The sequence below is a fragment of the Frigoribacterium sp. ACAM 257 genome, from assembly GCF_007954365.1.
Lineage (GTDB): Bacteria > Actinomycetota > Actinomycetes > Actinomycetales > Microbacteriaceae > Frigoribacterium.
This window is the reverse complement of sequence record NZ_VOLO01000001.1, coordinates 406213-430568: the sequence shown is the minus strand read 5'-3', so window position 1 is coordinate 430568 and position 24356 is coordinate 406213. Positions and strand designations below refer to the sequence as shown.

The 24356-nt window shown below is 68.6% G+C and carries 21 protein-coding genes; 10 read left to right on the top strand and 11 right to left on the bottom strand.

The window, feature by feature from the left end; all coding sequences use genetic code 11:
• Positions 1-7: 7 nt before the first annotated feature.
• The 4 genes from ES689_RS02030 to ES689_RS02015 form a co-directional block, all read right to left on the bottom strand.
• Positions 8-238 carry a hypothetical protein gene (locus ES689_RS02030; RefSeq protein WP_146899515.1) on the bottom strand — a complete coding sequence of 77 codons (231 nt, stop codon included), beginning with the start codon at positions 236-238 and terminating at the stop codon, positions 8-10.
• A 36-nt stretch (positions 239-274) separates the two neighbouring features.
• A complete protein-coding gene (locus ES689_RS02025; RefSeq protein ID WP_146899512.1) occupies positions 275-1132 on the bottom strand; it encodes a D-alanyl-D-alanine carboxypeptidase family protein in 858 nt (285 codons plus the stop codon).
• A gap of 106 nt (positions 1133-1238) precedes the next feature.
• Entirely contained in the window at positions 1239-2099 is an 861-nt protein-coding gene (rfbA, locus tag ES689_RS02020; protein ID WP_146899509.1) for a glucose-1-phosphate thymidylyltransferase RfbA, read from the bottom strand.
• Between the two features lie 6 nt (positions 2100-2105).
• Complete coding sequence (locus ES689_RS02015; RefSeq protein ID WP_146899506.1) at positions 2106-2714, bottom strand: dTDP-4-dehydrorhamnose 3,5-epimerase family protein; 609 nt, start codon at positions 2712-2714, stop codon at positions 2106-2108.
• 113 nt (positions 2715-2827) lie between these two features.
• Here ES689_RS02015 and ES689_RS02010 point away from each other — a divergent pair, with 113 nt between their 5' ends.
• Together ES689_RS02010 and ES689_RS02005 are read left to right on the top strand one after the other, a co-directional pair.
• Positions 2828-4183: a glycosyltransferase gene (locus ES689_RS02010; protein WP_146899503.1), complete on the top strand. Its 1356-nt coding sequence runs from the start codon at positions 2828-2830 to the stop codon at positions 4181-4183.
• 34 nt (positions 4184-4217) lie between these two features.
• Entirely contained in the window at positions 4218-5708 is a 1491-nt protein-coding gene (locus tag ES689_RS02005; RefSeq protein WP_191330132.1) for a glycosyltransferase family 2 protein, read from the top strand.
• 91 nt (positions 5709-5799) lie between these two features.
• On the opposite strand, the gene ES689_RS02000 is transcribed toward ES689_RS02005, so the two are convergent.
• Complete coding sequence (locus ES689_RS02000; protein WP_223269333.1) at positions 5800-6507, bottom strand: ABC transporter ATP-binding protein; 708 nt, start codon at positions 6505-6507, stop codon at positions 5800-5802.
• Positions 6508-6524: 17 nt separating this feature from the next.
• Entirely contained in the window at positions 6525-7346 is an 822-nt protein-coding gene (locus ES689_RS01995) for an ABC transporter permease (protein WP_146899498.1), read from the bottom strand.
• A gap of 155 nt (positions 7347-7501) precedes the next feature.
• Between ES689_RS01995 and ES689_RS01990 the strand changes: the two genes are divergently transcribed.
• The 7 genes from ES689_RS01990 (at position 7502) to ES689_RS01960 (ending at position 17532) form a co-directional block, all read left to right on the top strand.
• The gene (locus ES689_RS01990; RefSeq protein WP_146899495.1) at positions 7502-8872 is read left to right on the top strand and encodes a glycosyltransferase family 4 protein; all 1371 of its coding nucleotides are present in this window, start codon (positions 7502-7504) and stop codon (positions 8870-8872) included.
• 23 nt (positions 8873-8895) lie between these two features.
• Positions 8896-10323: a glycosyltransferase family 2 protein gene (locus tag ES689_RS01985; protein WP_191330130.1), complete on the top strand. Its 1428-nt coding sequence runs from the start codon at positions 8896-8898 to the stop codon at positions 10321-10323.
• Positions 10324-10370: 47 nt separating this feature from the next.
• Positions 10371-12287, top strand: a complete 1917-nt coding sequence (locus ES689_RS01980; protein ID WP_146899489.1) for an FkbM family methyltransferase — start codon at positions 10371-10373, stop codon at positions 12285-12287.
• Positions 12288-12344: 57 nt separating this feature from the next.
• On the top strand, positions 12345-13331 hold the full coding sequence (gene rfbB, locus ES689_RS01975) for a dTDP-glucose 4,6-dehydratase (protein ID WP_146899485.1): 987 nt from the start codon (positions 12345-12347) through the stop codon (positions 13329-13331).
• Entirely contained in the window at positions 13328-14227 is a 900-nt protein-coding gene (gene rfbD, locus ES689_RS01970) for a dTDP-4-dehydrorhamnose reductase (RefSeq protein WP_146899482.1), read from the top strand. Before rfbB ends, rfbD begins: the two co-directional genes overlap by 4 nt.
• Positions 14202-15341 carry a glycosyltransferase family 1 protein gene (locus ES689_RS01965; protein ID WP_146899479.1) on the top strand — a complete coding sequence of 380 codons (1140 nt, stop codon included), beginning with the start codon at positions 14202-14204 and terminating at the stop codon, positions 15339-15341. Before rfbD ends, ES689_RS01965 begins: the two co-directional genes overlap by 26 nt.
• A gap of 100 nt (positions 15342-15441) precedes the next feature.
• On the top strand, positions 15442-17532 hold the full coding sequence (locus tag ES689_RS01960; protein WP_146899476.1) for an acyltransferase family protein: 2091 nt from the start codon (positions 15442-15444) through the stop codon (positions 17530-17532).
• Positions 17533-17606: 74 nt separating this feature from the next.
• Here ES689_RS01960 and ES689_RS01955 read toward each other — a convergent pair whose 3' ends face one another.
• The 4 genes from ES689_RS01955 to ES689_RS01940 all read right to left on the bottom strand — a co-directional run bounded on the left by ES689_RS01955 (position 17607) and on the right by ES689_RS01940 (position 22405).
• Positions 17607-19202: a hypothetical protein gene (locus ES689_RS01955; protein WP_146899473.1), complete on the bottom strand. Its 1596-nt coding sequence runs from the start codon at positions 19200-19202 to the stop codon at positions 17607-17609.
• 152 nt (positions 19203-19354) lie between these two features.
• On the bottom strand, positions 19355-20689 hold the full coding sequence (locus tag ES689_RS01950) for an LCP family protein (protein WP_223269332.1): 1335 nt from the start codon (positions 20687-20689) through the stop codon (positions 19355-19357).
• Between the two features lie 14 nt (positions 20690-20703).
• Positions 20704-21171 carry a 5-(carboxyamino)imidazole ribonucleotide mutase gene (purE, locus tag ES689_RS01945; protein ID WP_146901683.1) on the bottom strand — a complete coding sequence of 156 codons (468 nt, stop codon included), beginning with the start codon at positions 21169-21171 and terminating at the stop codon, positions 20704-20706.
• A gap of 97 nt (positions 21172-21268) precedes the next feature.
• Positions 21269-22405 (bottom strand): 5-(carboxyamino)imidazole ribonucleotide synthase, encoded by a 1137-nt coding sequence (locus tag ES689_RS01940; RefSeq protein WP_146899467.1) that lies wholly within the window; start codon positions 22403-22405, stop codon positions 21269-21271.
• A 123-nt stretch (positions 22406-22528) separates the two neighbouring features.
• Here ES689_RS01940 and ES689_RS01935 point away from each other — a divergent pair, with 123 nt between their 5' ends.
• Complete coding sequence (locus tag ES689_RS01935; protein ID WP_146899465.1) at positions 22529-22993, top strand: GtrA family protein; 465 nt, start codon at positions 22529-22531, stop codon at positions 22991-22993.
• An 11-nt stretch (positions 22994-23004) separates the two neighbouring features.
• Here the strand turns inward: ES689_RS01935 and ES689_RS01930 are convergent, their stop codons facing one another.
• Positions 23005-24312: a UDP-glucose/GDP-mannose dehydrogenase family protein gene (locus tag ES689_RS01930; RefSeq protein WP_146899462.1), complete on the bottom strand. Its 1308-nt coding sequence runs from the start codon at positions 24310-24312 to the stop codon at positions 23005-23007.
• Between the last annotated feature and the right edge of the window lie 44 nt (positions 24313-24356).

The window sequence follows — 24356 nt, the reverse complement described above, 5'->3', positions numbered from 1 at the left end:
AGCCGGACTAGCGTCCCGACCAGTCGGCGCCCGGCTTGAGGGCCGTCCGCGGGATCGAGAGCGAGCTCAGGGCCGCGTAGAAGCCCGAGGCGTTCAGGTTCTTGTACTGCACGCCGACCGCCTGCATGGCGTTCACCATGTCCATGCTCGTCATGTGGCGCAGGCTGCGGACGCCCACCATGCAGACGTAGCCGCCGCCCACCTCGGGCAGGTTGTCAGTGCATCGGATGATCAGCATTCTCGTGTCTCCAGGGTTCGCGGGTCGGGGTGAGCGTCAACGACGCCAGTAGTCGGAGTCCTGCGTGAGCGAGGCTCGGGCGATGCCCAGCGACGACAGCACGGCGTAGAACTGGTTGCGGTTGATCTCGTAGTACGGCACGCCGACGACGCGCATCGAGTTGATCATGTCGATCGACGAGAGGTGCCGGAGGCTGCGCACACCGACGAGCGCGGTGTAGCCGACGCTCTGCTCGTTCAGGGCCTGCGTGCTGCGGATGACGATGACGTCGCTGTCCTTGTCGACGCCGCTGGTCGGCTGCCCGGCGTAGGCGCCCACGTAGTCGAAGTGCCAGGGCTCGGGGCGGCTGAAGCCGTTGCCCGTGGGGTTCCAGCCGTAGGACGGAGCGTTCGCGTCCATCCAGCGCTTCGCCGTGCTCCCTGCCTGGTCGACGCTGGCGCCGAAGTCGCAGGAGATGCCCCAGCCGTGGTTCGAGGTGCCCGGGTAGGCGGCGAGGTTGCCCGTGCCGGCCTGGTACTTGTTCCAGTACTCGACCTGCCGGGCGTAGCTGCGGTAGCCCTCGGTGATGGCGAGCGGACGTCCGACGGCGTTCGAGAAGGCGAGGCTCATCGAGAAGTACTGACGGGCGGCGTCGTCGCGCAGGTACCCGGAGCCGGACACCGACGCCACGACGGGGACGAGGTACGACGACGGGATCTGCCCGTTCGACTGGCCGCCCCAGGCGTTGACCTTGGCGACCTCGAGTGCCTCGGCGACGCTCGACACCGAGCTCGAGGTCTCGGCGAGGGAAGTCGCGGCACGGGCGGGTTCGGGGCGCAGGGCGAGAGCGGCGCCGGCGGTCGCCGCGCCGACAGCCGCGAGCGACAGCAGGCGCCGACGACCGAAGCCGCTCACCGCCGTGTCCCCCGGCTCTGCCTGACCAACAGAGGAGTCCATCTTCTTAAGATCGCACGGACGGCAGAGGTCCACCACCCCCCGAGCGGGGACGGGCGAGGAGCGACTAGCCGAGCAGGCCCTGCAGGTACGTGCCGTAGCCGCTCTTCACGAGGGGCGCAGCGAGGGCGCGGAGCTGCTCGTCGTCGATCCAGCCACGGCGCCAAGCGAGCTCCTCGACGCAGCCGATCTTGTACCCCTGACGGTGCTCGATGACACGGACGTACTCGGACGCCTGCATCATCGACTCGTGGGTGCCGGTGTCGAGCCAGGCCGTGCCGCGGTCGAGAACTTGCACCTGCAGCTTGCCTGCCTTGAGGTATTCCTCGTTGATCGTCGTGATCTCGAGCTCGCCCCTCGAGCTGGGCTCGATGCGCTTCGCGATCTCGACCACGGTGTTGTCGTAGAAGTACAGGCCGGGCACCGCGTAGTTGCTCTTGGGGTGCTCCGGCTTCTCCTCGATGGACTGCGCCGTGAAGGTCTCGTCGAAGTCGACGACGCCGTAGGCCCGGGGGTTCGCCACGTGGTAGGCGAAGATCACGCCGCCGTCGGGGTCGGTGTTGGCCCGCAAGCTCGAGCCGAGGCCCACGCCGTGGAAGATGTTGTCGCCGAGCACGAGCGCGACCTTCTCGTCGCCGATGAAGTCCTCGCCGATGATGAAGGCCTGGGCCAGGCCGTCGGGCGAGGGCTGCACCGCGTAGGTCAGCTCGATGCCGAGGTCGCTGCCGTCACCGAGCAGGCGCTTGAACTGGGCCTCGTCGTCGGGCGTCGTGATGATCAAGATCTCGCGGATCCCCGCCGACAGCAGCGTCGAGAGGGGGTAGTAGACCATCGGCTTGTCGTAGATGGGCATCAGCTGCTTCGAGATGCCCTTGGTGATCGGGTAGAGACGTGTGCCGGACCCGCCGGCGAGGATGATTCCGCGCATACCTGCCTAGTTCGCAGCTCGGAGCTGCTGGTAGAGGTCCTGGCATTCCTGCCAGGTGGGCAACAGCCCGAGTGACTCGGCCTCGGCCAACGTCGGCGCCGACGTGTCCTTGGGAGAGAGGAGGATCTCCCCGATGTCGTCGGGGAACACGAGCCCGACGTCGGGGTCGAGGACGCTCAGGCCCTTCTCCCGCTCGGGGTTGAAGGTCTCGGTCACCAGGTAGTTGACGGTGGCGCCCTCGGTGAGGGCGACGATGGCGTGCCCGAGCCCCTCGGACAGGTACACGGCGCGGCGGTCGACGTCGTCGATCACGACGCTGTCCCACTGGCCGAAGGTCGGCGAGCCGATCCGGATGTCGATGATGAAGTCGATGAACGCGCCCTTGGGCGCCGACACGTACTTGGCCTGGCTCGGCGGCACCAGCGCGTAGTGGATGCCGCGGGCGACGCCGCGGGCCGACACCGACGTGTTGGCCTGCTTCAGGGCCAGGGAGTGGCCCACGGCCTCCTGGAGCACGTCGTGGCGGTACTGCTCGAAGAAGACGCCGCGGTCGTCACCGTGTTGCTTCGGGGTGAACTCCCAGGCGCCGGGGATGGCCAGTTCTCTCGTCTGCACCCCGAGAGCATAGCAACGACGCCGTAGGCGTCAGCCCGCGCCCGCCGCTAGGCTGGTCGGGCGATGCGCGGGCCTGCGTGCCGCGTCGACCTCGTGGGGAGTCCGCTTTCGTGATGAACGCCGCCAAGATCGGCCACCTGCTCAAAGATCTGGCACGGGTCAACCGCGCCTACGTCGCGAACGGCAGCTACAGGAACGACGTACGGGAGCGCTTGGCGCCCCCGTCGGCACGTCGTCGAACTACCAGGCCGGGCGACTCCCGGAACACGAGCATCGCGCAGGCGGAATCCGACAACGCGCCCCTCGAGACCCAGGCCTTCGCCGGGCTCGTCGAGACGAGTCTCTCCCTCGCGGGGATCACGGTGCAGGACGGGGCCGAGCCGCGACTCAATCTCGTCGTCGGGGAGATCCGGGAGGGCGCGGCCTTCGCGGGCATCCAGACGGCAGTGACGGTCGGCCTCGCCATGTCGCGTGCCCTCCACGTGCCACTTCGCGTCGTGATGGTGTCATACACGACGACCGGGAACAGCAGCAGCGCTGCGCTCGAGTTCTTGCGCTCACGGTTCCAGGACGCTGCGGAGGTCGAGCTCTTCGCCCGGGAGGACATCCCCACGGTCGCGTTCTCATCTCAGGACTTCTGGTTGGTCACTCACTGGAAGACCGCACACGCCGTGGACGTCGCCGTCCAAGGAGGGAGGATCGCCCCTGACCGAGTCGCCTACCTCATGCAGGACTACGAGCCAGGCTTCAGTCCTTGGTCGACCGAGTACGCGGTCGCGGCGTCGACGTATCAGCACGGCTTCGAGCCGATCGTCAATTCAGAACCCCTCCGGGCTTACCTCGAACAACACCAGGGGCTCGCCATCCCGCGCTCACGCACCTTCGCACCCGATCTCGACCTCGACCTCCTGCGACGTGTCTCGCTCGACCGCCGCAAGGAGCAGGTCACCAGAGTCCTCTTCTACGGTCGACCGAGCAAGCACCGCAACCTATACCGCCTCGGGCTCACCGCACTCCGCATGGCCGCTCGTGAACTGCACGAAGAAGACCTGCCGGTGGAGTTTGTCTCTGCCGGCGAGAAGCACCGCGCCGTCGATCTAGGCTCGGGCCACAAGCTGACCAGCGTGGGCACGCTGCCCTGGGACGAGTACTTCGATCTCTTGGCCTCGACGAACGTCGTGCTCTCCCTCCAGTACAGTCCGCACCCGAGCCATCCCCCCTTCGATGCGGCCATCTCCGGCGCCTACGCGGTGACCAACGACTTCGGCGGGACGAGACGAGATCTCCATGAACGCCTGGACGCAGTCGCGACGGAGCCACGAGCCCTCGCCGACGCCATCGTCGCTGCAGTCCGCCGCGAGCGAGCGGAGGGGCCTGGCTCGTTCCTGCCAGTGAGACCGGGCGCCCTGGGCGGGTCGCTGGCGGATGCCGTGGCCACGACAGCCTCGACGCTGCTCACGCGTCCCTGACTTCGCCGCCCGTTCCTCCAATCCAAGGACACTTGTGAACAACACGCTCCCCTCGATCACCATCGTCGTGCCTGTGTACGGGGACCTCGAATCCCTCCTGGCGTGCATCGCCTCCCTCAAGGAGAACATCGACTTCGAGCGTGACCAGGTACTGCTCGTCAACGACTGCGGTCCAGACGCCGACGACATCGAACGCGCGGTCCTGGCCTCCCTCGACGGTCACCGAGGCTTCCGCTACGAACGCAACGCGGAGAACCTGGGCTTCGTCGGCAACTGCAACCGAGCCGTCTTCGAGCTAGACACGTCGGACAACGACATCTTGCTCCTCAACAGCGACACCGTCACGACCCCCGGTTTCCTGGATGAGATGCGCGAGGTCCTTTACGCCTCGGAGGACCATGGCGTCGTCTGCGCGAGGAGCAACAACGCCACGATCGCGAGCATCCCGTTCCGCCTGACGCACGGCTCTGCCTCACGCACCGAAGCGAGGACAGTCGCCGTCTTCGACGCTCTGTCCGGCTACCTGCCCCGATGGTACGTCTCGCCGGTGTCGATGGGTTTCTGCTTCCTCACGCGACGGTCCCTCATCCGGGAACACAGCCTCTTCGACAACGTGTTCGCCCCGGGATACGGCGAGGAAAACGACTATTGCCTCCGGATCAACGCCCACGGCTACAAGTCCCTCATCTCGAACCGCGCCCTGGTGCTGCACGCCGGCTCGAAGAGCTTCGTCGGAGCGAGACGCAACAAGCTCCGCTCTGCGCACCAGGCGATCCTCGAGGCGCGCTACCCGTTCTACGGACAGGCCACGGGAGGGTTCCTCAAGTATTCGGTGCACCCTGCCGACAGGTTCGCGGATCTGCTCGTGGACGCTCCGTCTCCGCTCCGCGTCGCAGTCGACCTGAGGGGTTGCTCGGACGCCGAGCTGTCGAGGATTCTTCCCGCTCTCTCGCCGCCAAACGATCACATCGCCCTCGAGGTCGTCACGGATCCGGCGGCGGCGTCTCAGGTAGCCCATGCCATGCCCGGCGCGACGGTGAGGTCCGAAGTGGTGGATGACGACATCGTCGCCATCGGCGTCTACGTCGCCGGCAAGCTCGATGGCGATCGCTTCGCGTCGTTCGGACGGCGCTACGCATTCTGGGCACGACTGGACATCGACGACGGCGTGCTTCGTTGGGCAGATGCCGGTCCGAACTCCGCTCGACTCTTCCTCGATGCGATCGCGGCACGGGTTGCAGACACGCGTGTCGAAGTGGGGACGGGAACGAGCGGGGTCCTCGCCACGGTCTTGAAGTCGTGGAACACGTGGAACGGCCGTCCGCTACCGGAGAAGGTCGAGTCGCTTGTGGAGCGCGCAGAGACGGCGGCCCTGGTCGACGCCGCCGCACGACGGGACACATCAGGTGACGAGGAACAACTCCGGAGGGTCCGCGATGAACTCGCAGCCGTGACCTCCGGCCGCGCATACAGAGCTGCCGAAGCCGGAGTCAAGTTGGGAAAGCGGGTGCTCCGCAGACGGTGACACGTCAGTCGTCGAACCGGACGACAGGCAGTTCGTCAGCGGACCGCTAGTCAGACAGTCCCGGCCGTCCACGAGGCGCTCTCGTTGTCAATCAGACGGTCGCTGTATACGCGGCAATGACACCCTTGGCCGGGCCTGCCTGCCGCAGGGTCCCGCTGTCGAGCCATGCGACCTGGTCACACATCGACTCGACAGTGCTCATCGAGTGCGAGACGAGAATGATGGTCTGACCGCTCTTCTTCATCTCCTGGAACTTGTTTCGGCAGCGTTTCTGGAACGTGGCGTCACCCACGGACAGGACTTCGTCGACGACGAGGATGTCGGGGGTGACGCTGACTGCGACCGAGAAGCCCAATCGGACGTACATGCCGGACGAGTAGTTCTTGACGGGCTGGTCGATGAACTTCTCCACGCCGGAGAATGCGACGATCTCGTCGAACTTCGACGTCACCTCCTTCCTGCTCATGCCGAGGATCGAACCGTTCAAGAAAATGTTCTCGCGCCCGGAGAGCTCAGGATGGAAGCCCGAGCCGACCTCGAGCAAGGACGCTTGCCGTCCATTCGCCGTGATCGTGCCGCTCTCGGGCTGGAGGATTCGAGCCAGGCACTTGAGGAGCGTCGACTTTCCCGAGCCGTTGCGGCCGATCAGCCCGAACGTCGATCCCGCCGGAACCTCGAAGGACACGTTGTTGAGCGCCCAGAAGTCATCGTGCACGGATTTACGTCCGCGCATCAGCGCTGCTTTCAACGAGTTGTTGTGCTCGTGGTACATGCGGAACTTCTTCGAGACGTCGTCCACGACGACTGCATTCTGAGTCACAGCAACTCCGCCAGTTTCTTCTCGTTTCGGGAGAACACGAGGAACCCCAGGGTGAACACGATGAGTGACGCGAGGACGCAGTACAGGGAATCGGAGAAGTCTGGCCACCGCGTGTCATAGAGGAGGTTCCGGAACACCTCGACGAACCGTTCCAGCGGGTTAAGCCGGTACAGGGTCAGGATCCAGGGCCTGCCCCCGTTCTCAGCGGCATCGGCGACGAGCGACACCGGGTAGATGATCGGCGTGAGATACATCCACATCTGGAGCACGATCCCCACGAAGTGCTGCATGTCCCGGAAATGGACGTTCGCGATGGCGAGCATCATCCCGAGCCCCACTGCGAAGAGGGCGAGGAACATCATGGCCAGGACGACGACCGGGAGCCACGGAAGGACGAAGGCACCCGCGATGAGGAGCGCGACGGAGAGCACGCCCATCTCGAGGAGCCAGGTGAACCCGACCGAGCCGACCGTCGACAAGGGCAGGTTCATCCGCGGGAAGTAGACCTTCTTGATGAGCGATCCGTTGCTCACGATCGAGGCCATGCTCCCGTTGACGACGCGCGTGAAGAACGTCCACGGGAGAAGACCTGCCATGAGCCAGAGCGGGTAGATGGTCAGGCCGCTCGGGTCGCCCGTAACAATTCGGGCCCGGAAGATGAACGCGAAGACGATCGTGTAGACGAGCATCGTCGCCAGAGGGTTTATCAAGGACCACAGCTGCCCGAAGACAGTGCGGCGGTACTTGCCCTTGACTTCGCGCATCGTCAGGTTCGCGAGCAGCTCGCGCGACGACACGAGCTCTGAGATGTAGGACATTGGTTCCGCTTCCGACGGGCACGGGCCGGCGTCGCTGTTCAGGTGGGGCGCGACAGGAGCCTCAGCATCCTCACGCGCCCGATGAGGATCGGGTCGAGACACGTCAGCTTAGGCAGCCCTCCTGGGAGCCGGACAACACTTGTTAGACTTCAGGTGTGCGCGTCTTCTTCTCCAACCACAGTACAGCCCCGGTCAATCTCGGTGGCGCGGAGCGCTCGCTCCTGAGGTTGGTCGAGGACTGGCTGGAGGGGCGGCCCGATCTCGAGCCCGTCTTCCTCACGAAGGCCCCCCAGGGGCAGTTCATCAAGGCCCTCAAAGAGCGCGGTTGGCCGTTCAAGGCCTATCGGTTCCGCGGTTGGGCAGTTCCGTCGCCGCAGCCTGCACCGGCGAGCGAGATCGCAGCCTTCGCGACGGTCGACTATGCAGCCGTCTCGGCGATGACCGAGCTCATGCGTTCCCAGAAGCCCGATCTCGTCGTCACCAACACGTTGGTCGCCCCGTGGGCTGCCTTCGCGGCGGCTTCGCTCGGCATCCCCCACGTCTGGTTCGTCCGTGAGTTCGGCGACCTCGATCATGGTCTGAGTTTCCAGATCGGGCGAGAGTCGACGTTCCGTGACATCGGCCTCCTGTCGAACGCAGTCGTGGCGAACTCGCACGCCGTCAAGGCGCATCTCGCTCAGTACATGGAGCCGGACAAGATCTCGGTCGCCTACCCGCAGGTCGATCTGGATGCTGTGCGGGCGCGCGCCTCGGAAGAACCGACGACGCGGCCGTTCCCCCAGGCCTCACCGGGACTCAAGGTCACCGTGGTCGGACGCGTGGAGCCGGGCAAGGGGCAGCACCGGGTGATTGACGCACTGGGTGTCCTCGCGGCTCGTGGAACGCACGCGTCGCTGTGCATCGTGGGCTCGTGGAAGTCCCCGGGCTACGATGTGGAACTTCGTGATCGTGCCCGTGCAGCTGGGCTCGACGGGCGAGTGACCATCGTCGGCGAGCAGGAGAATCCGTTCCCGTTCATCGACGCCGCAGACGTCTGCGTCACCCCGTCGACGATCGAGGCGTTCGGCAGAACGACTCTCGAGTACATGGCTGTCGGGAGGGCAGTCGTGGCGAGCGCGTCAGGAGGCAGCGCCGAGCTCGTCGTCCCCGGGACGACCGGGAGCCTGTTCGACCCCTCGGACGTGGCATCGCTCGCCGACGCGCTCGAGGCGTACGCAACGGACCCGGCTACTGCGTTCGCGCACGGAGCCGCCGGCTCTGATCGTATCGACGCGGTGCTCACCGGGGACCACAGCAACGAGGCAGTCATCGACAGGCTCGAAGCACTGATAGGCCAGCCGGGCTATCAGCTGCCCCGCGTTGCTCAGTACTGGTTCGCCCTGCCTGCCGCCTTCGCCTCCGTCGAGGCGATGACCGCGAAGATGGCACTCGGGCTGCTCGCATCGCGGGTCAGGACACGAACGGGGATGGTCGGCAGGGTCCTCAGCAGGCCGGGGGCGGCAGCGAGGCGGCTCCGGGGCCGATGAACGTCGTGGACGGTCGGCGGCCCGTGACGATCGTGGTGCCGATCTATGACGATCCCGAGGGGGTAGTGGCCTGCGTCGAGTCGCTCATCGCGAATGTCGACCTCACTCGGGACAAGATCATCCTCAGCAACGACCTCGGCCCTCAGGCAGATAACATTGAATCGCTGCTCCTCCAGCTCATCGGGAGCAACCCGGGCTTCTCGTACAACCGCAATGCAGAAAACCTCGGATTCGTACTGAACTGCAACCGCGCTGTCCTGGAACTCGACCGAAGCGGGAACGACGTGCTGCTCCTCAACAGCGACACCGTCACCACACCAGGATTCGTTGAGGAGCTCTCGGCCGTCCTTTACTCGTCGCCGCGACACGGGGTCGTCACTGCCCGCTCCAACAACGCCACGATCGCCAGCCTCCCGGATGCTCGGCGGGTGGCGAGCACGAGACGCCCCGTCGGCCGGTCCCGCGAGGTACACGCCGCGGTGCTCCCCCACCTGCCCAGATTCACGATCGCACCTGTCGCCATGGGATTCTGCTTCCTTGTCCGACGGGAGCTCATCGACGCTCACGGCTTCTTCGACGAGACGTTCTCGCCGGGCTACGGGGAGGAGAACGACTTCTGCCTGCGGATGGATCTCGTGGGCTACCGGTCCGTCCTCGCGAACCGCGCCTTGGTGTTCCACACCGGGTCGACGAGCTTCAGCGGCGACCGCGGCCGCTCCCTGCGCTTCGCCCACGAGAAGATCCTGGTGGAGCGGTATCCGTTCTACGTCGGCGCCCTGCAGCTGTACCGGGACTCGGGACGAGACCCGGTCGACTTCTTCGCTGACACCTTCGCGCCGGGCGATGCTCTCCGCCGCATCGCTGTTCTGCTCCCCGCGCGCCCCACGCCCACCGACCGGGAAAGAGCCGATGCGGTCCTCGCGAACCTCCCCGCCGACTACCGGGCGACGCTCCTGTCGACCTCCGGCCGCTCTTCTGGGCTACGACCGCCGAGGAGAGACAAGGCCGTGGCTCGAGCAGGTGCCACAGACGCGCTCTTCGACGGAGTCGTCCTCCTCGGGCCGGTCCGGACTCTCGCGGATGTCACGGCCGCGGCCCGTCTCGCTCCCCGCGTCATAGTCTCAGTACCCCACACCGGACACCGGGGGTGGCAGGAGCGAGTTCACGATGCAGAGACCCACTCCTTCTCCAGCCTCGCCGAGGACATCGCTGACACCGTGTGTGGTTCGACGACGATCGACGTGGTGACGGCCTTGGCGAACGCCGTCGAACAGCCGATCGACGTAGCGCGCCTGCGACGACGCTGGACTCTCCTCGGCCACGTGAGCTCCGCCGCGGGACTCCATCTCTATCCCCGACGTGCTTCGCTCAAGCGGCGAGCGGCGCTTGCTCTGGGATCGCTGTCACCGCGCGCGTCGTCGCACCTGCGGAACATCGTAGGACGCCGCTGAGATGCAACCCGGGGCCGCATTCACCACCCAGCAGGATTGGCACGAACATGACTGAAGCAGAGCTCGGCTCCGTCCTCAACACCGCCGGGCAGACCGTGTGGTTCGATCCGAACGACCGGAGAGGGCGCGCCCTCGCGAAGGCGAACGGAGACCTCAACCCAGAGTCTCTGCAACTGTGGCGGGCGGCACTCGCGCTGAACGCGTGGGACGTCGCGTTGGACATCGGGAGCAACTACGGCGAGATGCTCGCCGGTGCTGATCTCTCGTCGTGCAGGCGGGTGGTCGCCTTCGAGCCGAACTCGAGCGTCCTGCCGGCTCTTCGGAAGACGGTCGCCGGCTTGTCGAACGGCATCGAGCTGCGTGAGGTCGCGGTCGGCGCAGTCGCCGGCACAACGGTGACCTTCAGCAGGGACCCTGAGTGGTCCGGCAAGAGCCACGTTGGTCCGAGCCCAGTTCCCGCGGCCACAGAAGAGGTCCCCTCCACGTCCGTCGACGCTGAACTGGCGGCTTCTCACCCTGACACGGTGGTGATGAAGATCGACGTCGAAGGCCATGAGTCCGAAGTCCTGCAAGGAACGGCGGCCACCCTCAGCTCCGCGAGCGTCGTCGTCGTCATGCTGGAGGTCCTTCACATGCCGGTCCAGGATCTCTGGGACCTCACCAGTCGGTTCCCCCTCGTCCTGAAGAAGACGGGCACAGAGGAACTCGTCAAGATCGAGGTCGACGGGCCCGAGGAACTCGGGACCTTGTTGCACGGGGGTGGGTTCCACAGGGAGAACGCCCTCATCGTCGGAGGCCGTGAGGCTGCCGCCTTCTTGGATCAGTCGAAGATCACGTCGACGCGAACTCCGAAGCGAGCGGTCTACACGGCGCTCTTCGGCAACTACGAGGGATTGCAGGAGCAACCCGCTGCGGTGAGCTCCACCGTCCCCTTCATCTGCTTCACCGACGATCCCGACCTGACGAGTGAGACCTGGGAGGTCCGCCTCGCTGCTCCTCGGTTCCCGCTCGACTCGATCCGGAGCGCACGCTCGCTGAAGATCTTGGGGCATCCAGACCTCGCCGACTTCACCGAGACACTGTGGATCGACAACCGAGTCGAGCTCATCGCCGACCCTGGTGCCGTGCTCGACTCCTGGCTCCGCGACGCCGACGTCGCGCTGTTCGAGCACAGCTTCCGCGAGACGGTCCTGGACGAGTTCACCGCTGTGGTCGACGGAGGCTACGACGACCCGTCACGCGTCTACGAGCAACTCATCCACTATGCGGAAAGCGACCCGGACGTCTTGGAGGAACGACCTCTGTGGACAGGCATGATCGCCCGTCGAAGCACGCCTGCAGTGAAGGCGACCATGGCTTCGTGGAGTGATCACGTCATGCGCTACTCCCGCCGGGACCAGCTCTCGATCTCTCAGGCTGTCAGGAGCCAGCATCTGCGGGTGACCAGATTGGTCTCTGACAACCGAGAGTCCGAGTGGCACCGCTGGCCCCCGGTCTCGCCTCACCTGCAGCGCAGGACCGACCTGCCTGCGACGAAGTTCCAGAACGCGATCCTCGCTCCACTCGCCAAGTTGAAGCGGCTCGAGACACCCGCGCTCCTTCGAGTGTCGAGCCTGGAGAAGGAACTCACAGAACGCGACGCCACCATCGCGACGCTGCGCACGGAGCGAGACGACGCAGTTGAGCTGGCGGGCCAACGACGTCGCCAGAGTGGTCGAACACGGCGGGACGCCGAACGGCTGGGCGAGGCCCTGTCCGACGCCGTCGCGAGCCTCGATGAGGCACGCCGGGAACTGGAGCAGGCCCGACAGGAGAACGCCGCTCGGCGACGACGATCTCAGCGTCTAGAAGATGACGTCCGTCGCCTCAACGACGAACTGGCCAAGCCGATCGCTCGTCGCGTGCTGCAACGCGCACGGGCGACGCTCAGCGGCGGCCAAGGCCCCTCGGCCCGCCATGACTGAACCTGGCCGTGCCCTAAACTGACCCCGACCGACTCCCCCCAGAGAAAGCTCTCCTGCGTGAAAATCCTCGTCACCGGCGGCGCCGGCTTCATCGGCTCCAACTTCGTCCGACGCACCCTCGAAGACGCGTACCCGGGCCTCGAGGGCGCTGAGGTGGTCGTGCTCGACGCGCTCACCTACTCGGGCAACCTCGCGAACCTGGCGAGCGTCGCCGACTCGCCCCGCTACCGATTCGTCGAGGGCGACATCCGCGACGGCGCCCTGCTCGACACGCTCTTCCCCGAGGTCGACGCCGTCGTCCACTTCGCGGCCGAGTCGCACGTCGACAGGTCGGTCCGCGACGCGTCGATCTTTGTCGAGACGAACGTGCTCGGCACGCAGCAGCTGCTCGACGCCGCCCTGCGGAACGACCTGGAGCGCTTCGTGCACGTCTCGACCGACGAGGTCTACGGCTCCATCGCCGAGGGCTCCTGGGCCGAGGACCGCCCCCTCGAGCCGAACTCCCCCTACTCGGCGTCGAAGGCCGGCAGCGACCTGCTCGCCCGCAGCTACCACCGCACCCACGGGCTGAACATCTCGATCACGCGCTGCAGCAACAACTACGGCCCGTACCACTTCCCCGAGAAGGTCATCCCGCTCTTCGTCACGAACCTCATCGACGACGTGCACGTGCCCCTCTACGGCGAAGGCAACAACATCCGCGACTGGCTGCACGTCGACGACCACACCCGCGGCATCGCCATGGTGCTGGTAGGCGGCCGCGCCGGCGAGATCTACAACATCGGCGGCGGCACCGAGCTCACCAACAAAGAGCTGACCGGCATGCTGCTCGAGGCCACCGGCAAGGACTGGTCCTCCGTCGACCGCGTCCAGGACCGCCTCGGCCACGACCTCCGCTACTCGGTCGACATCTCGAAGATCCGCGCCGAGCTCGGCTACGAGCCCCAGGTGCCTTTCGAGCAGGGCCTCGCCGACGTCGTGCAGTGGTACCGCGACAACCGTGAGTGGTGGCAGCCCCTCAAGGAGCGCGCGGCACTCGCATGAGCGACGCCACGACCGCCGGCCGTCGACGCTGGCTCGTCACGGGTGCCCGCGGGATGCTCGGCTCCGACCTGCTCGAGGCCCTCTTCGGCCGTGACGTCACCGTGCTGGGCCGGGCCGACCTCGACGTGACCGACCGTGACGCCGTCTTCGCGGCCGTCCAGGGCCACGACGTCGTCGTCAACGCCGCCGCCTACACCGCGGTCGACGCGGCCGAGTCCGACGAGGAGGCGGCACTCGCCGTCAACGGGACCGCCGCCGGCCTGCTCGCCGAGGCAGCCGCCTCCGTCGGGGCCGTGTTCGTCCAGGTGTCGACCGACTACGTCTTCGACGGGACGGCCACGTCGCCCTACGCCGAGGACGCCCCGCTGGCCCCGGTGAGCGCGTACGGCCGCACCAAGGCCGAGGGCGAGCGCCTAGCGCTGCAGGCGAACCCCGACCGCACCTACGTGGTCCGCACCGCTTGGCTCTACGGGCAGCACGGCCCGAACTTCGCGAAGACGATGCTCAAGCTCGCCGCGACGCGGGACACCGTCAGCGTCGTGGACGACCAGGTGGGCCAGCCCACGTGGACCCTCGACCTGGCCCACCAGATCGTCGCCCTGGTCGACTCCGGGGCCCCCGCCGGCGTCTACCACGGCACCAACTCGGGCACCGCCAGCTGGTTCGACTTCGCCCGCGCGGTGTTCACAGCCGCCGGTCTCGACGCTGCTAGGGTCGAGCCGACCGACAGCTCGACCTTCGTCCGACCCGCACCGCGACCGAGCTACAGCGTGCTCGGTCACGGTGCATGGGAACAAGCTGGTCTGGCTCCCCTGCGCCCGTGGACCGAAGCCTTGACCGAGGCCGCCGACCGGGGAGTCTTGGAGAACGATGACAACGCTTCGAGTGGTCGTTGACCAGATCCTCGCGCCCGTCCCCGGCGGCATCGGCCGGTACACGGAAGAGATCACCCGGGGCCTGATCGCCTCGGCCCCTCAGGGCTGTGACGTCGAGGCCGTCGTCGCCGCGCATCCGCAGGCCGAGTACGACGACCTGGCCGACCGCCTCCCCGGTCTGTCGAACATCGCCAAGTCGCCCCTGGGACGTCGCGAGATGGCCCTGGCCTGGCAGCTCGGCGTCGTCGGCCTCCGGGGTGGCGGCATGGTGCACGCGACGAGCCTGATGGCTCCCCTGGTCAAGCACGACCGGCTCCATGACCCCGGCAACCAGACCGTCGCCACGATCCACGACACGGTGCCGTGGACGAACCCCGAGACCCTCACTCCGCGCGGCGTGCAGTGGCACAAGGCGATGACGAAGCGCGCCTACAAGTACGCCGACGCGGTCGTCGTGCCCACGCACGCCGTCGCCGCCGACCTCGACGAGTGGTACCGCTTCGGCGACCGCATCAGGGTGATCGGCGGGGCCGTCAGCGATGCCCTCGTCGTGCCGGACGACCCCGACACCATCGCCGAGTCCCTCGGTCTGCCCGACCGGTACGCACTCAGTGTCGGCACGGTCGAGCCCCGCAAGGGCATCGAGCCGCTCATCAAGGCGCTGGCCCACCCCGATGCACCCGACCTGCCCCTCCTGATCGTGGGCCCTGAGGGCTGGGGCGACGTCCGCGTCGCGGACATCGCCGAGGAGGCGGGTCTGCCGGCAGAGCGGGTACGCACCCTCGGCTTCGTCAGCGACGCGCAGCTCGCCGTGCTGCTGCAGCGCGCCTCGGTCTTCGTGTTCCCCAGCCTCGCCGAGGGCTTCGGACTGCCCGTCGTCGAGGCCCTCAGCCTCGGGACGCCTTCGGTGATCTCGGACGCGCCCGCCCTCGTGGAGGTGGCGGCCGACGCGGCCGTGGTCGTGGCCCGCGAGCCCGCCGCCGAGTACCCGGAGCGCCTGGCCCAGGCCATGTACCAGGTCGTCGCCGACCTCGAGCTCTCGTCGCGCCTCGGCATCGCCGGGCTCGACCGTGCCAGGGCCTTCAGCTGGCGCGACTCGGCCGACAAGGTCTGGCAGCTGCACGCCGACCTCTGAGGTCCGCCCGGCGAACGCGTCTGCCCTCGCCACATCACATGATCCAGCTCGATCGGTCGCGGGCAACGCGAGCGGCCGTCCAGACCCGGTCCAGGGAACGATGAACGTCAACCAGAACTCACGGGTCGCCCGTGCCGACATCCAAGCTCTGCGCGCGCTGGCTGTCATGCTCGTCGTCGCCTATCACCTGTACCCCAACAGGTTGCCGGGTGGGTACGTCGGGGTCGACGTCTTCTTCGTCATCTCGGGCTTCCTGATCACCGCGCACCTGCGTCGTGAGCTGGAGAACACCGGCAAGGTCCACCTCGGCCGGTTCTACGTGCGGCGGGTGCGACGCCTGCTGCCCGCAGCAGGACTCGTGCTGGCCGTCACCGGGCTCGGGACCCTGCTCTTCGCTCCCCACACGGTGTGGGCCGCGACTGGTCGGCAACTCCTCGCCAGCGCCTTCTACGTCGAGAACTGGGCGTTGGCCGCCAACTCCGTGGACTACTCGGCTGCAGCGGCCGACGCGAGCCCGGTCCAGCACTTCTGGTCGCTGTCCGTCGAGGAGCAGTTCTACCTCGTCTGGCCGGTCCTCCTCCTGGGGATCTTCGTGATCAGTCGTCGCCGACGACGGCCGGGGGCCTGGCTGTGCGGCGGGCTCGTCGTCGTGGCCCTCGCGTCCTTGGTCGTCTCGATCGCGATGACCGGGTACGACGCCGGCGTCGCCTACTTCATCACCCCGACTCGTGTCTGGGAGTTCGCCGTCGGTGGTCTCCTCACGTTCCTCCGTGCACGTCCTGTTCGATCAGCCGTTCCTGAGAGCACGGTGCGGTGGGCTGGGGTGGCGGCCATGACAGCCGGAGCGCTCGCGTTCTCAGCCGCCACGCCGTTCCCCGGCTGGTTCGCACTGCTGCCGGTGGGCGGGGCCGCGTTGTTCCTGCTCGCCCCGCTGGTGCGGGCAGAAGGCGCGACGCCTGTGGTCGTCTGGGCTCCGTTGTCCTGGCTCGGGGACATCTCCTACTCGCTCTACCTCTGGCACTGGCCGCTGATCGTCCTCCTCCCGTTCGTCACCGGCGAGGCCCTCACGACGGGGAACAAGGCCTTCATCCTGTGCGCCAGCATCGTGGCCGCTGCAGTGACCAAGACCTTCGTCGAGGACCGCTTCCGAGGTGGCGCCCCAGCCGTTCGCCACCATGCTCGGACACCGCGCACAGTCGCTGGCCCAGCGATCCGCACGGTGGTCGCAGTGTCGGTGGTCGTCGCGATCCCCGCCGCGTTCCTCATCGCGGTCCCCCACTACGAGACCGCCGCGGCTACTCGTGAGCTCGATGCACTGGCCGGAGAGTTCCCCCCGGGGTTCGGTGCTGCAGCGAGTTCACAGGGTGACTTCGCCGGGCCTGAAGACCTCGCCGATGTCGTCCCGGACCCTCTCATCGCCAAGTCCGACAACTGGACGGCGAGCGAGGACACGGAGGGGTGCCAGCAGCGTCTCGGGCCGTTCACCGAGGTGACATCCTGCTCGTTCGGCTCGGACGACGCCGATGCCGAGCAGGTGGTCCTGGTGGGAGATTCGCACGCCGGCCAGTGGGAGCCGGCCCTGGCCCGCCTCGCGGACCGGGAAGGCTGGGCCCTCACGACGATGGTCAGGTCGAGCTGCCCGCTCTCGAGCGTGTCGACCGCAGGAGCGGACGAGAACGGCAACGCCTGCCCTAAGTGGAACGACGCAGTGATGCAGATCCTCGAGCAGACACGTCCCGACGTGGTCGTCGTCTCCGCGGTCACCGGAGCGACGTGGCGGGCGTCGGCAGGCGAGACGAACGACGCCGCCGCGTCCCGCGGCTTCGCCGGGGACTGGTCGCGGCTCGAGTCCCTCGGGACTGACGTCGTCGCGATCAGGGACAACCCGAACCCCATCGAGGCAGGCATTCCCGACATGGAGACGTGCGTCGCCAACGCCACGGCGACCAGCGAGTGCGACCTGCCGAGGGACGATGCTCTCCTGACCGACCCGCAGGTAGCCGCCGCGGCCGCCTCCGGTGCAGACCTCATCGATCTCACGCCGTACTTCTGCGACGACGAGACCTGCCCGTCGGTCATCGGCGGCGTCATGGTCTATCAAGATCGTCAACACGTCACGGCCACGTTCGTCGAGACGCTGACCCCGTTCGTCGCAGGTCAGCTGCTGCCCGTCACCGAGGCCGCGGAGTAGCTCTCCGCGCCACGTCCGCGCCCCGCCCTGAGGCGCGTCAGGAAAGACGGCCGCGGGAAGAAGCGCGGTAGGGCTCAGTCGGTCGGGGCGACCGTGCAGACGACGAAGCCGTCCTGGCTGTACAGGAAGTCGACGCAGTCGTCGTTGAGGGCCTCGCGATACTGGCCGGGGATGAGCTGCGCATGCAGGGGCGAGAGCACGAGCGGCCGGGTGTCGTCCTGCGCCGGGAACGGCACGGAGTCGACGCCGGACAGGAAGGTCAGCTCGGGGTTCTGCCAGTAGTCGAGGCTCTGGATGCCCTGGGGGAAGTTGTCCTCGATGAACTGCGCCGCGGCCACCTGCTCGGCCCGCGTATACGTCTCGTCCGAGAACGACTTCTCGACGTGCCGCACGGTCTGCGTCACGGCCACGACGCCCCACGCGGCGATGAGCCCGACCGCGGCGATCCGGCCGATGAGGTGTCGAGATCGCCACGCGACACCGGCGGCCACGCAGACGAAGGCCGCCGTGATGGGCCCCCCGAGCAGCATGCCGGGGAACGACTGGCGGGCGAACAGGCTGTTCGCGAGGAAGATCCACCAGATCATGTAGCCCAGGAAGATCGCGGCCACCGCGAACTCCGGGGCGCCGACGCGGCCCGGCAACGACCCGCCGCGACGCCAGGTCACGATCGCCAGCACCAGCAGCCCGACGACGATCACGGCCGTCGCCGCGAAGATGAGGGTCGCGAGCCAGTCGGGGATGAACCACGACAGCTGGTACTTGTCGATGCGGCCGCTGAAGTCCGTGACGCGGGTGCCGGTCACGCCCGAGCCGCTGCGGCCGAAGAACGCGAGGTTGCCCTTGAGGTTCTGCTTGTACGCGGTCCAGCCGAGCCCGAGCAGCTTCACGACCTCCCACAGCCCCACGGGCACGACGACCCAGAGCCCGAGGACGACCGCGCTGAGGAATCGACGCACCAGCTCGGGCCCGCGCCGCACGCGCACCCAGAACACACCCCAGGAGGCCCGCGGCACGAACAGCAGCGCGACGGCGAGGACGGGCACCGCGAGCAGCGCGGCCAGCTTCGCCATGGCGGCCAGCCCCAACGCGAGCCCGGCGAGCTGCGGGTGTCGTCGCAGGAGCAGGACGGCCAGCAGGATCAAGCTCACCGCGGGGATCTCGCCGAGCACCTCGGCCGGACCGAAGATCACCGAGCTGGGGAAGTCGACCCGTGTGTTCAGCGCCAGGGTCGCGACGGCGACGGCCAGGCCCGCCCACCGGCCGACCATCTTGTGGCCGAGCGTCCAGGCCCCTCCGACGAAGAGCGCGTACCAGAGCAACATCACCCAGCGGGCCTGCTCGATCCCGACGCCGAAGACGGCGAAGGAGGCGGCCACCGGCACCAGCGCGGTCGGGCCCGTCGAGGTGATCGGGTCGAAGAGGACGATCGGCCCGCCCGTCTGCCAGTCGTACGAGCCCCAGCCGAGGCCCTTGACGAGGTTGGCGGGCGACTGCAGGACGTACGCCTCGTCGAAGTTCACGGGCGAGACGTAGACGCCGGCGAGGAAGATCGCGAGGTGCACCGCCACGACCACCACGGCCGCGGCGCAGAAGAGCGCGCCCTGACGAGCGAAGAAGGCCCGGATGTCCGAGAGCCTGCGGTTTCCGTCGTGGGGCACGGTGGTCACGCAGGTCCTCCTCAGGGAACGGGGATGGTGCCCACGTCCGAGCACCGGTCGAGTCTACGGGGCGCTGGGCGGGCAGGGGGCGCCTGCCCTCCGTCGCGCGGATGAACCTCGGCCGGCGCCGTCCTCGGCCGGCGCCGTCCTCGGCTGTCGCCCTACGGCGCCGGGTCCGCCGCGGGGGCCGTGGCCGCCGCGACGGCCGCGTGGATCGCGTGGTAGTCGGGGTAGACGTTGTCGAACTGGGGCGGCACGATCTCGAGCGAGGTGATCGGCTGGCCCTTCGCCTCCAGGGCGAGCTGCACGAACGCGGTCAGGGCGCCCTGCGGGATGTCCGTGTCGACCGTCTCCGCGCCGGCGTCGGCCACGGACTGGAACTTGGCGAGGACCGTCGCGGGCTGGAACTGGGACAGCAGCGCCGTCTGGACCTCACGCTGACGGGCCATCCGGTGGTAGTCGTCCGAGCCGTGACGGGCGCGGGCGTACCAGAGGGCGTGGTACCCGTCGAGCCGTTGCTCGCCCGGCTCGATCCAGCCGTCGACGTTCGTCGGCTGGCCGTCGGAGTCCACCCCGCCGTTGATCGGCAGCCGGCCCTCGGTGTTGTTCACCTGGATGCCGCCGAGGGCGTCGATCAGGTCGACGAAGCCCTGCATGTCGATGAGCACGTAGTACTGGATCGCCAGGCCCGTGACGCCCTCGACCGCGTCGCGCATGGCCTCGACGCCGGGGTTGCTGCTCGCCGCCTCGGCGTCGGGGTAGAGGTCGGGGTGCTCCTCGCCGTAGGTGTAGAGGTAGCTGACCAGGCAGTCGTCACCGCAGTCGTAGCCGGTCGGGAACTCGCCGTAGAGGGGCGAGCCCCCCGCGAACGGCGCGTTGTACAAGTTGCGCGGCACGCCGATGATCGTCGTCGCGCCGGTCTCGGCGTCGATGCTGGCGACCGAGATGCTGTCCGGCCGCAGACCGGTCCGGTCAGAGCCCGCGTCGCCGCCCAGCAGGAGGATGTTGTACCGACCGTCGACCGGCTCGGCCGCTGCGGCCTGCGACGTGAACAGGCTGTTGAGCAGCCCGTGCTGGACGGTCGTGAGGTAGGCGCCCCACGCGGCGGGGCCGACGGTCGCGACGAGCAGCAGCGCCATGACCCCGGCGATGAACCCCCGAGCGGTCGGCAGGGCCCGGACGATGCGGAGCAGGCGGAGGGTGTCGACGGTCAGGACGAGCCAGAGCACGGCGTAGTAGACGAGGAACACCTGGACCGCCGTGAGCGCGACGACGTTCGTGGCCACGGTCAGCAGCGGCGTCTGCCAGAACAAGGCGAGAGCGCCCGTGATCAGCGCGACGGCCCAGAACACCAGCGTCGACGCGAGCCCCCACCGGCCGAGGCGGCGGCTTCCTGCCAGCACCTGGGCCGAGCCCGGCACGAGGACGTTGAGCAGGACGAGCGTCCAGGCGCGCCTCGTCATGAACGCGGGCGAGCCGAGATCCGGGTTCCGCACCGGCAGCGCCGCGCTCACAGCGACCGCCGGAGGGCTGCGTTCTTCTCCTCGACGAGCTCGCCGAGGCTCGTCGCGTAGTCGGCCAGCCGCTGCGTGAGCACGGCGTCCGACGTCGCCAGGACGCGGGCGGCGAGGAGGCCCGCGTTGGCCGCACCGCCGATGGACACGGTGGCGACCGGGATGCCCGCGGGCATCTGCACGATCGAGAGCAGGGAGTCCAGGCCGTCGAGCTTCGCGAGCGCCACCGGCACGCCGATGACGGGCAACGTGGTGACGGACGCGAGCATGCCGGGGAGGTGGGCTGCTCCCCCGGCACCGGCGATGATCACCCGCACGCCGCGCCCCTGGGCATCCTGGCCGAAGCGCATCATCTTCTCGGGCGTGCGGTGCGCCGACACGACCTCGACCTCGTGCGCGATGCCGAACTCGGAGAGGATGTCCGAGGCGCTGCGGAGGGTGGGCCAGTCGCTGTCCGAGCCCATCACGACGGACACCAGCGGCGACGCCGACGGGTCGTTGGGCGTCGTCGGGCTGGCGGGTGCGGTGCTCTTCGGGTCGGACACGGACTAGAGGATAGCGTCAGCCCTCGAAGAACGAGGCAGCGGCGCGCGCCCGCCAGACCGCGTCGTCGAGGTCGTCGCCCGAGACCGTCACGTGGCCGACCTTGCGGCCGGGCCGCGGATCCTTGCCGTAGTCGTGCACCTTGGCGGCGGGCTGGTCGGCCATCAGGGCGGGCAGGCGGTCGGCCAGCGTGCCCTGGGCGGGCCCGCCGAGCACGTTCACCATGACGCTCCAGTCGGAGTGCGGAGTCGTGGAGCCGAGCGGGAGGTCGAGCACGGCGCGGAGGTGCTGCTCGAACTGGCCGGTGACGGCCCCGTCGATGCTCCAGTGCCCCGTGTTGTGCGGTCGCATGGCCAGTTCGTTGATCAGGAGGCGGTCGTCCGTGGTCTCGAACAGCTCGACCGCCAGCACTCCGGTGACCCCGATCTCGTCGGCGACGGTCCGGGCGATCTGCCCGGCGAGGTCCACGACCCTGTCGGCGGCGCCCGGCGCGGGCGCGATCACCTCGGCGCAGACCCCGTCCCGCTGCACGGTCTCGACGAGGGGCCAGGCGACGACGTCGCCGCTCGGGCGCCGGGCCACGAGCTGGGCGAGCTCGCGACGGAACTCGACGAGCTCCTCGACGAGGAGCGCTCCGCCCTGGTCGCCCTCGGCGAGCGCCGCGAACCAGTCGTCCGCCTCGTCCGCGGCGCGGACGACGCGGACGCCCTTGCCGTCGTAGCCGCCCCGGGGCGTCTTGACGACGGCCCGTCCGCCGTGCGCGTCGAGGAACGCCGCGAGCTCGGCGGCGTCGGCGACCGCGGCCCAGTCGGGCACGGGGAGGCCGAGCTCGGTGAGCCGCTGCCGCATGACGATCTTGTCCTGGGCCACGGCCAGCGCCTCCGGTGCGGGGTGCACGCGCACGCCCGCGTCGACGAGGGCCCTGAGGACGTGCTGGGGGACGTGCTCGTGGTCGAACGTGACGACGTCCACGTCGCGGGCGAACGCCAGCACGGTGTCGACGTCGCGGTGGTCGCCCACCTGGGTCGCCGCCAGCCTCGCCGACGAGCCCTCGGCCTCGGCGAGCACCCGGATGTCGAGGCCCAGGTGCACGGCGGGGGGAACCATCATGCGGGCCAGCTGCCCGCCTCCGATCACTCCGACACGGAAGGCCATCTCGTCTCCTGACTGTGTGCGGGGCACGTCCTGCTGCGATGATGCTCGGATCGTGTTCGTCGACGCGTCGCACTGTCGCGCGCCGAGCCACGGTCCATCTTGGCCGATCCCGGGGGGAGCCGCATGCACCGCCTGTTCCGCCAGCTCGTCCGCTACGGCCTCGTCGGCCTGTGCGGGCTCGTCGTCGACCTCGCCGTGTTCAACGCCCTCCGGCTGACGGTCTTCTCGCCCGACGACGTCGCGGCGGGCCCCCTGCTGGCGAAGCTCGTGTCGAGCCTCGTCTCGATCGCCGTGGTGTGGCTCGGCAACCGTCTCTGGACCTTCGGCGAGACGCGACGGGCCCCCGGCCAGGCGCTCCGCGAGGCCCTCGAGTTCTTCGCCGTCGCCCTCGGCGGCATGGGCATCGGGCTGCTCTGCCTGTACGTGTCGCACTACGTGCTCGGCTTCACGTCGCCCCTCGCCGACAACGTCTCGTCGAACGTCGTCGGCCTGGCGCTCGGCACCGCGTTCCGCTTCACGCTCTACAAGCTGTGGGTCTTCCACCCCGCGCGCACGAACCCGGTGCCGGCCGGGCTCACCGGCGCCTGACCCGTCCGGCGCTAAGGGCGACCGAGGCCCCTGTACTCGAAGCCGGCAGCACGCCACGCCGCAGGGTCGAGCACGTTGCGGCCGTCGACGACCCGACGGTGCGCCGCGAGCTCGCCGACGAGGGCCGGGTCGAGCTGGCGGAACTCGGGCCACTCGGTGAGGACGAGGACCGCGTCGGCGCCTCGCAGCGCGGCGGTCGCGTCCGCGACGTAGTCGAGGTCGGGCGCGAGGCGGGCGGCCGTGGCGTTCGCCTCCGGGTCGAAGACCGCGACGTGGGCGCCCGCGGCGTGCAGGCGCCGGGCCACGTCGAGCGCCGGCGAGTCGCGCACGTCGTCGCTGTCGGGCTTGAAGGCCACGCCGAGGACGGCGATGCGCGAGCCCGACACCGTCCCCACGAGCTCCTCTGCCAGGGAGACCACGCGGTCGCGGCGACGAAGGTTGACGGCGTCGACGTCGGCCAGGAAGTCGAGGGAGCGGAGCCCCAGCTCGTCGGCCCTCGCCTGGAACGCACGGATGTCCTTCGGCAGGCAGCCGCCGCCGAAGCCGAGGCCCGCGTTGAGGAACCGCCGGCCGATCCGGGCGTCGTGGCCGATCGCGTCGGCGAGCTGCGTGACGTCCGCGCCCGTCGCCTCCGCGATCTCGGCCATGGCGTTGATGAAGGAGATCTTCGTGGCGAGGAACGCGTTGGCGGAGACCTTGACCAGCTCGGCCGTCGCGTAGTCGGTGACGATGCGGGGCGTGCCCGTCGCGAGCGCCTTGGCGTACACCTCGTCGAGCAGCGCCGTGGCACGCTCCCCCGGCTGCCCCGCGGGCACGCCGTAGACGAAGCGGTCGGGCGAGACGGTGTCCTGCACGGCGAAGCCCTCGCGGAGGAACTCGGGGTTCCAGGCCAGGTCGGCACCGTCCGAGGAGGCGCGGACCAGCTCGCCGAGACGGGCTGCGGTGCCGACCGGAACGGTCGACTTGCCGACGACGAGGTCGCCGTCCGCGAGGTGGGGCAGCAGCCCGGTGACGGCCGCGTCCACGTAGGTCAGGTCGGCCGCGTGGCTGCCGGCGGTCTGGGGCGTGCCCACCGCGACGAAGTGAACCTGCGCGCCCGCCGCCTCCGCCATGTCGGTGGTGAAGCGGAGGCGTCCGCTCTCGGTGGCTCGCTGGAGCACCTCGGGGAGGCCCGGCTCGAAGAACGGGGCCCGGCCGGCCGAGAGCTCGGCGACCTTGCGCTCGTCGACGTCGATGCCGACGACGTCGTGGCCGAGTTCGGCCATGCACGCGGCGTGGACCGCTCCGAGATAACCACAGCCGATGACAGAGATGCGCATGGGGACATCTTGGCGTGTCCGGACCCTGGCCGGAAAATCGACGG

What these genes read in the sequence shown, in the direction of transcription:
- ES689_RS02030 (WP_146899515.1), bottom strand. Translation starts at nt 238, where the DNA reads ATGCTGATCATCCGATGCACTGACAACCTGCCCGAGGTGGGCGGCGGC.
- ES689_RS01930 (WP_146899462.1), bottom strand. Translation starts at nt 24,312, where the DNA reads ATGCGCATCTCTGTCATCGGCTGTGGTTATCTCGGAGCGGTCCACGCC.
- rfbA (WP_146899509.1), bottom strand. Translation starts at nt 2,099, where the DNA reads ATGCGCGGAATCATCCTCGCCGGCGGGTCCGGCACACGTCTCTACCCG.
- rfbD (WP_146899482.1), top strand. Translation starts at nt 13,328, where the DNA reads ATGAGCGACGCCACGACCGCCGGCCGTCGACGCTGGCTCGTCACGGGT.
- ES689_RS01965 (WP_146899479.1), top strand. Translation starts at nt 14,202, where the DNA reads ATGACAACGCTTCGAGTGGTCGTTGACCAGATCCTCGCGCCCGTCCCC.
- ES689_RS01995 (WP_146899498.1), bottom strand. Translation starts at nt 7,346, where the DNA reads ATGTCCTACATCTCAGAGCTCGTGTCGTCGCGCGAGCTGCTCGCGAAC.
- purE (WP_146901683.1), bottom strand. Translation starts at nt 21,171, where the DNA reads ATGGGCTCGGACAGCGACTGGCCCACCCTCCGCAGCGCCTCGGACATC.
- ES689_RS01960 (WP_146899476.1), top strand. Translation starts at nt 15,442, where the DNA reads ATGAACGTCAACCAGAACTCACGGGTCGCCCGTGCCGACATCCAAGCT.
- ES689_RS02010 (WP_146899503.1), top strand. Translation starts at nt 2,828, where the DNA reads ATGAACGCCGCCAAGATCGGCCACCTGCTCAAAGATCTGGCACGGGTC.
- ES689_RS01940 (WP_146899467.1), bottom strand. Translation starts at nt 22,405, where the DNA reads ATGGCCTTCCGTGTCGGAGTGATCGGAGGCGGGCAGCTGGCCCGCATG.
- ES689_RS01935 (WP_146899465.1), top strand. Translation starts at nt 22,529, where the DNA reads ATGCACCGCCTGTTCCGCCAGCTCGTCCGCTACGGCCTCGTCGGCCTG.
- ES689_RS01980 (WP_146899489.1), top strand. Translation starts at nt 10,371, where the DNA reads ATGACTGAAGCAGAGCTCGGCTCCGTCCTCAACACCGCCGGGCAGACC.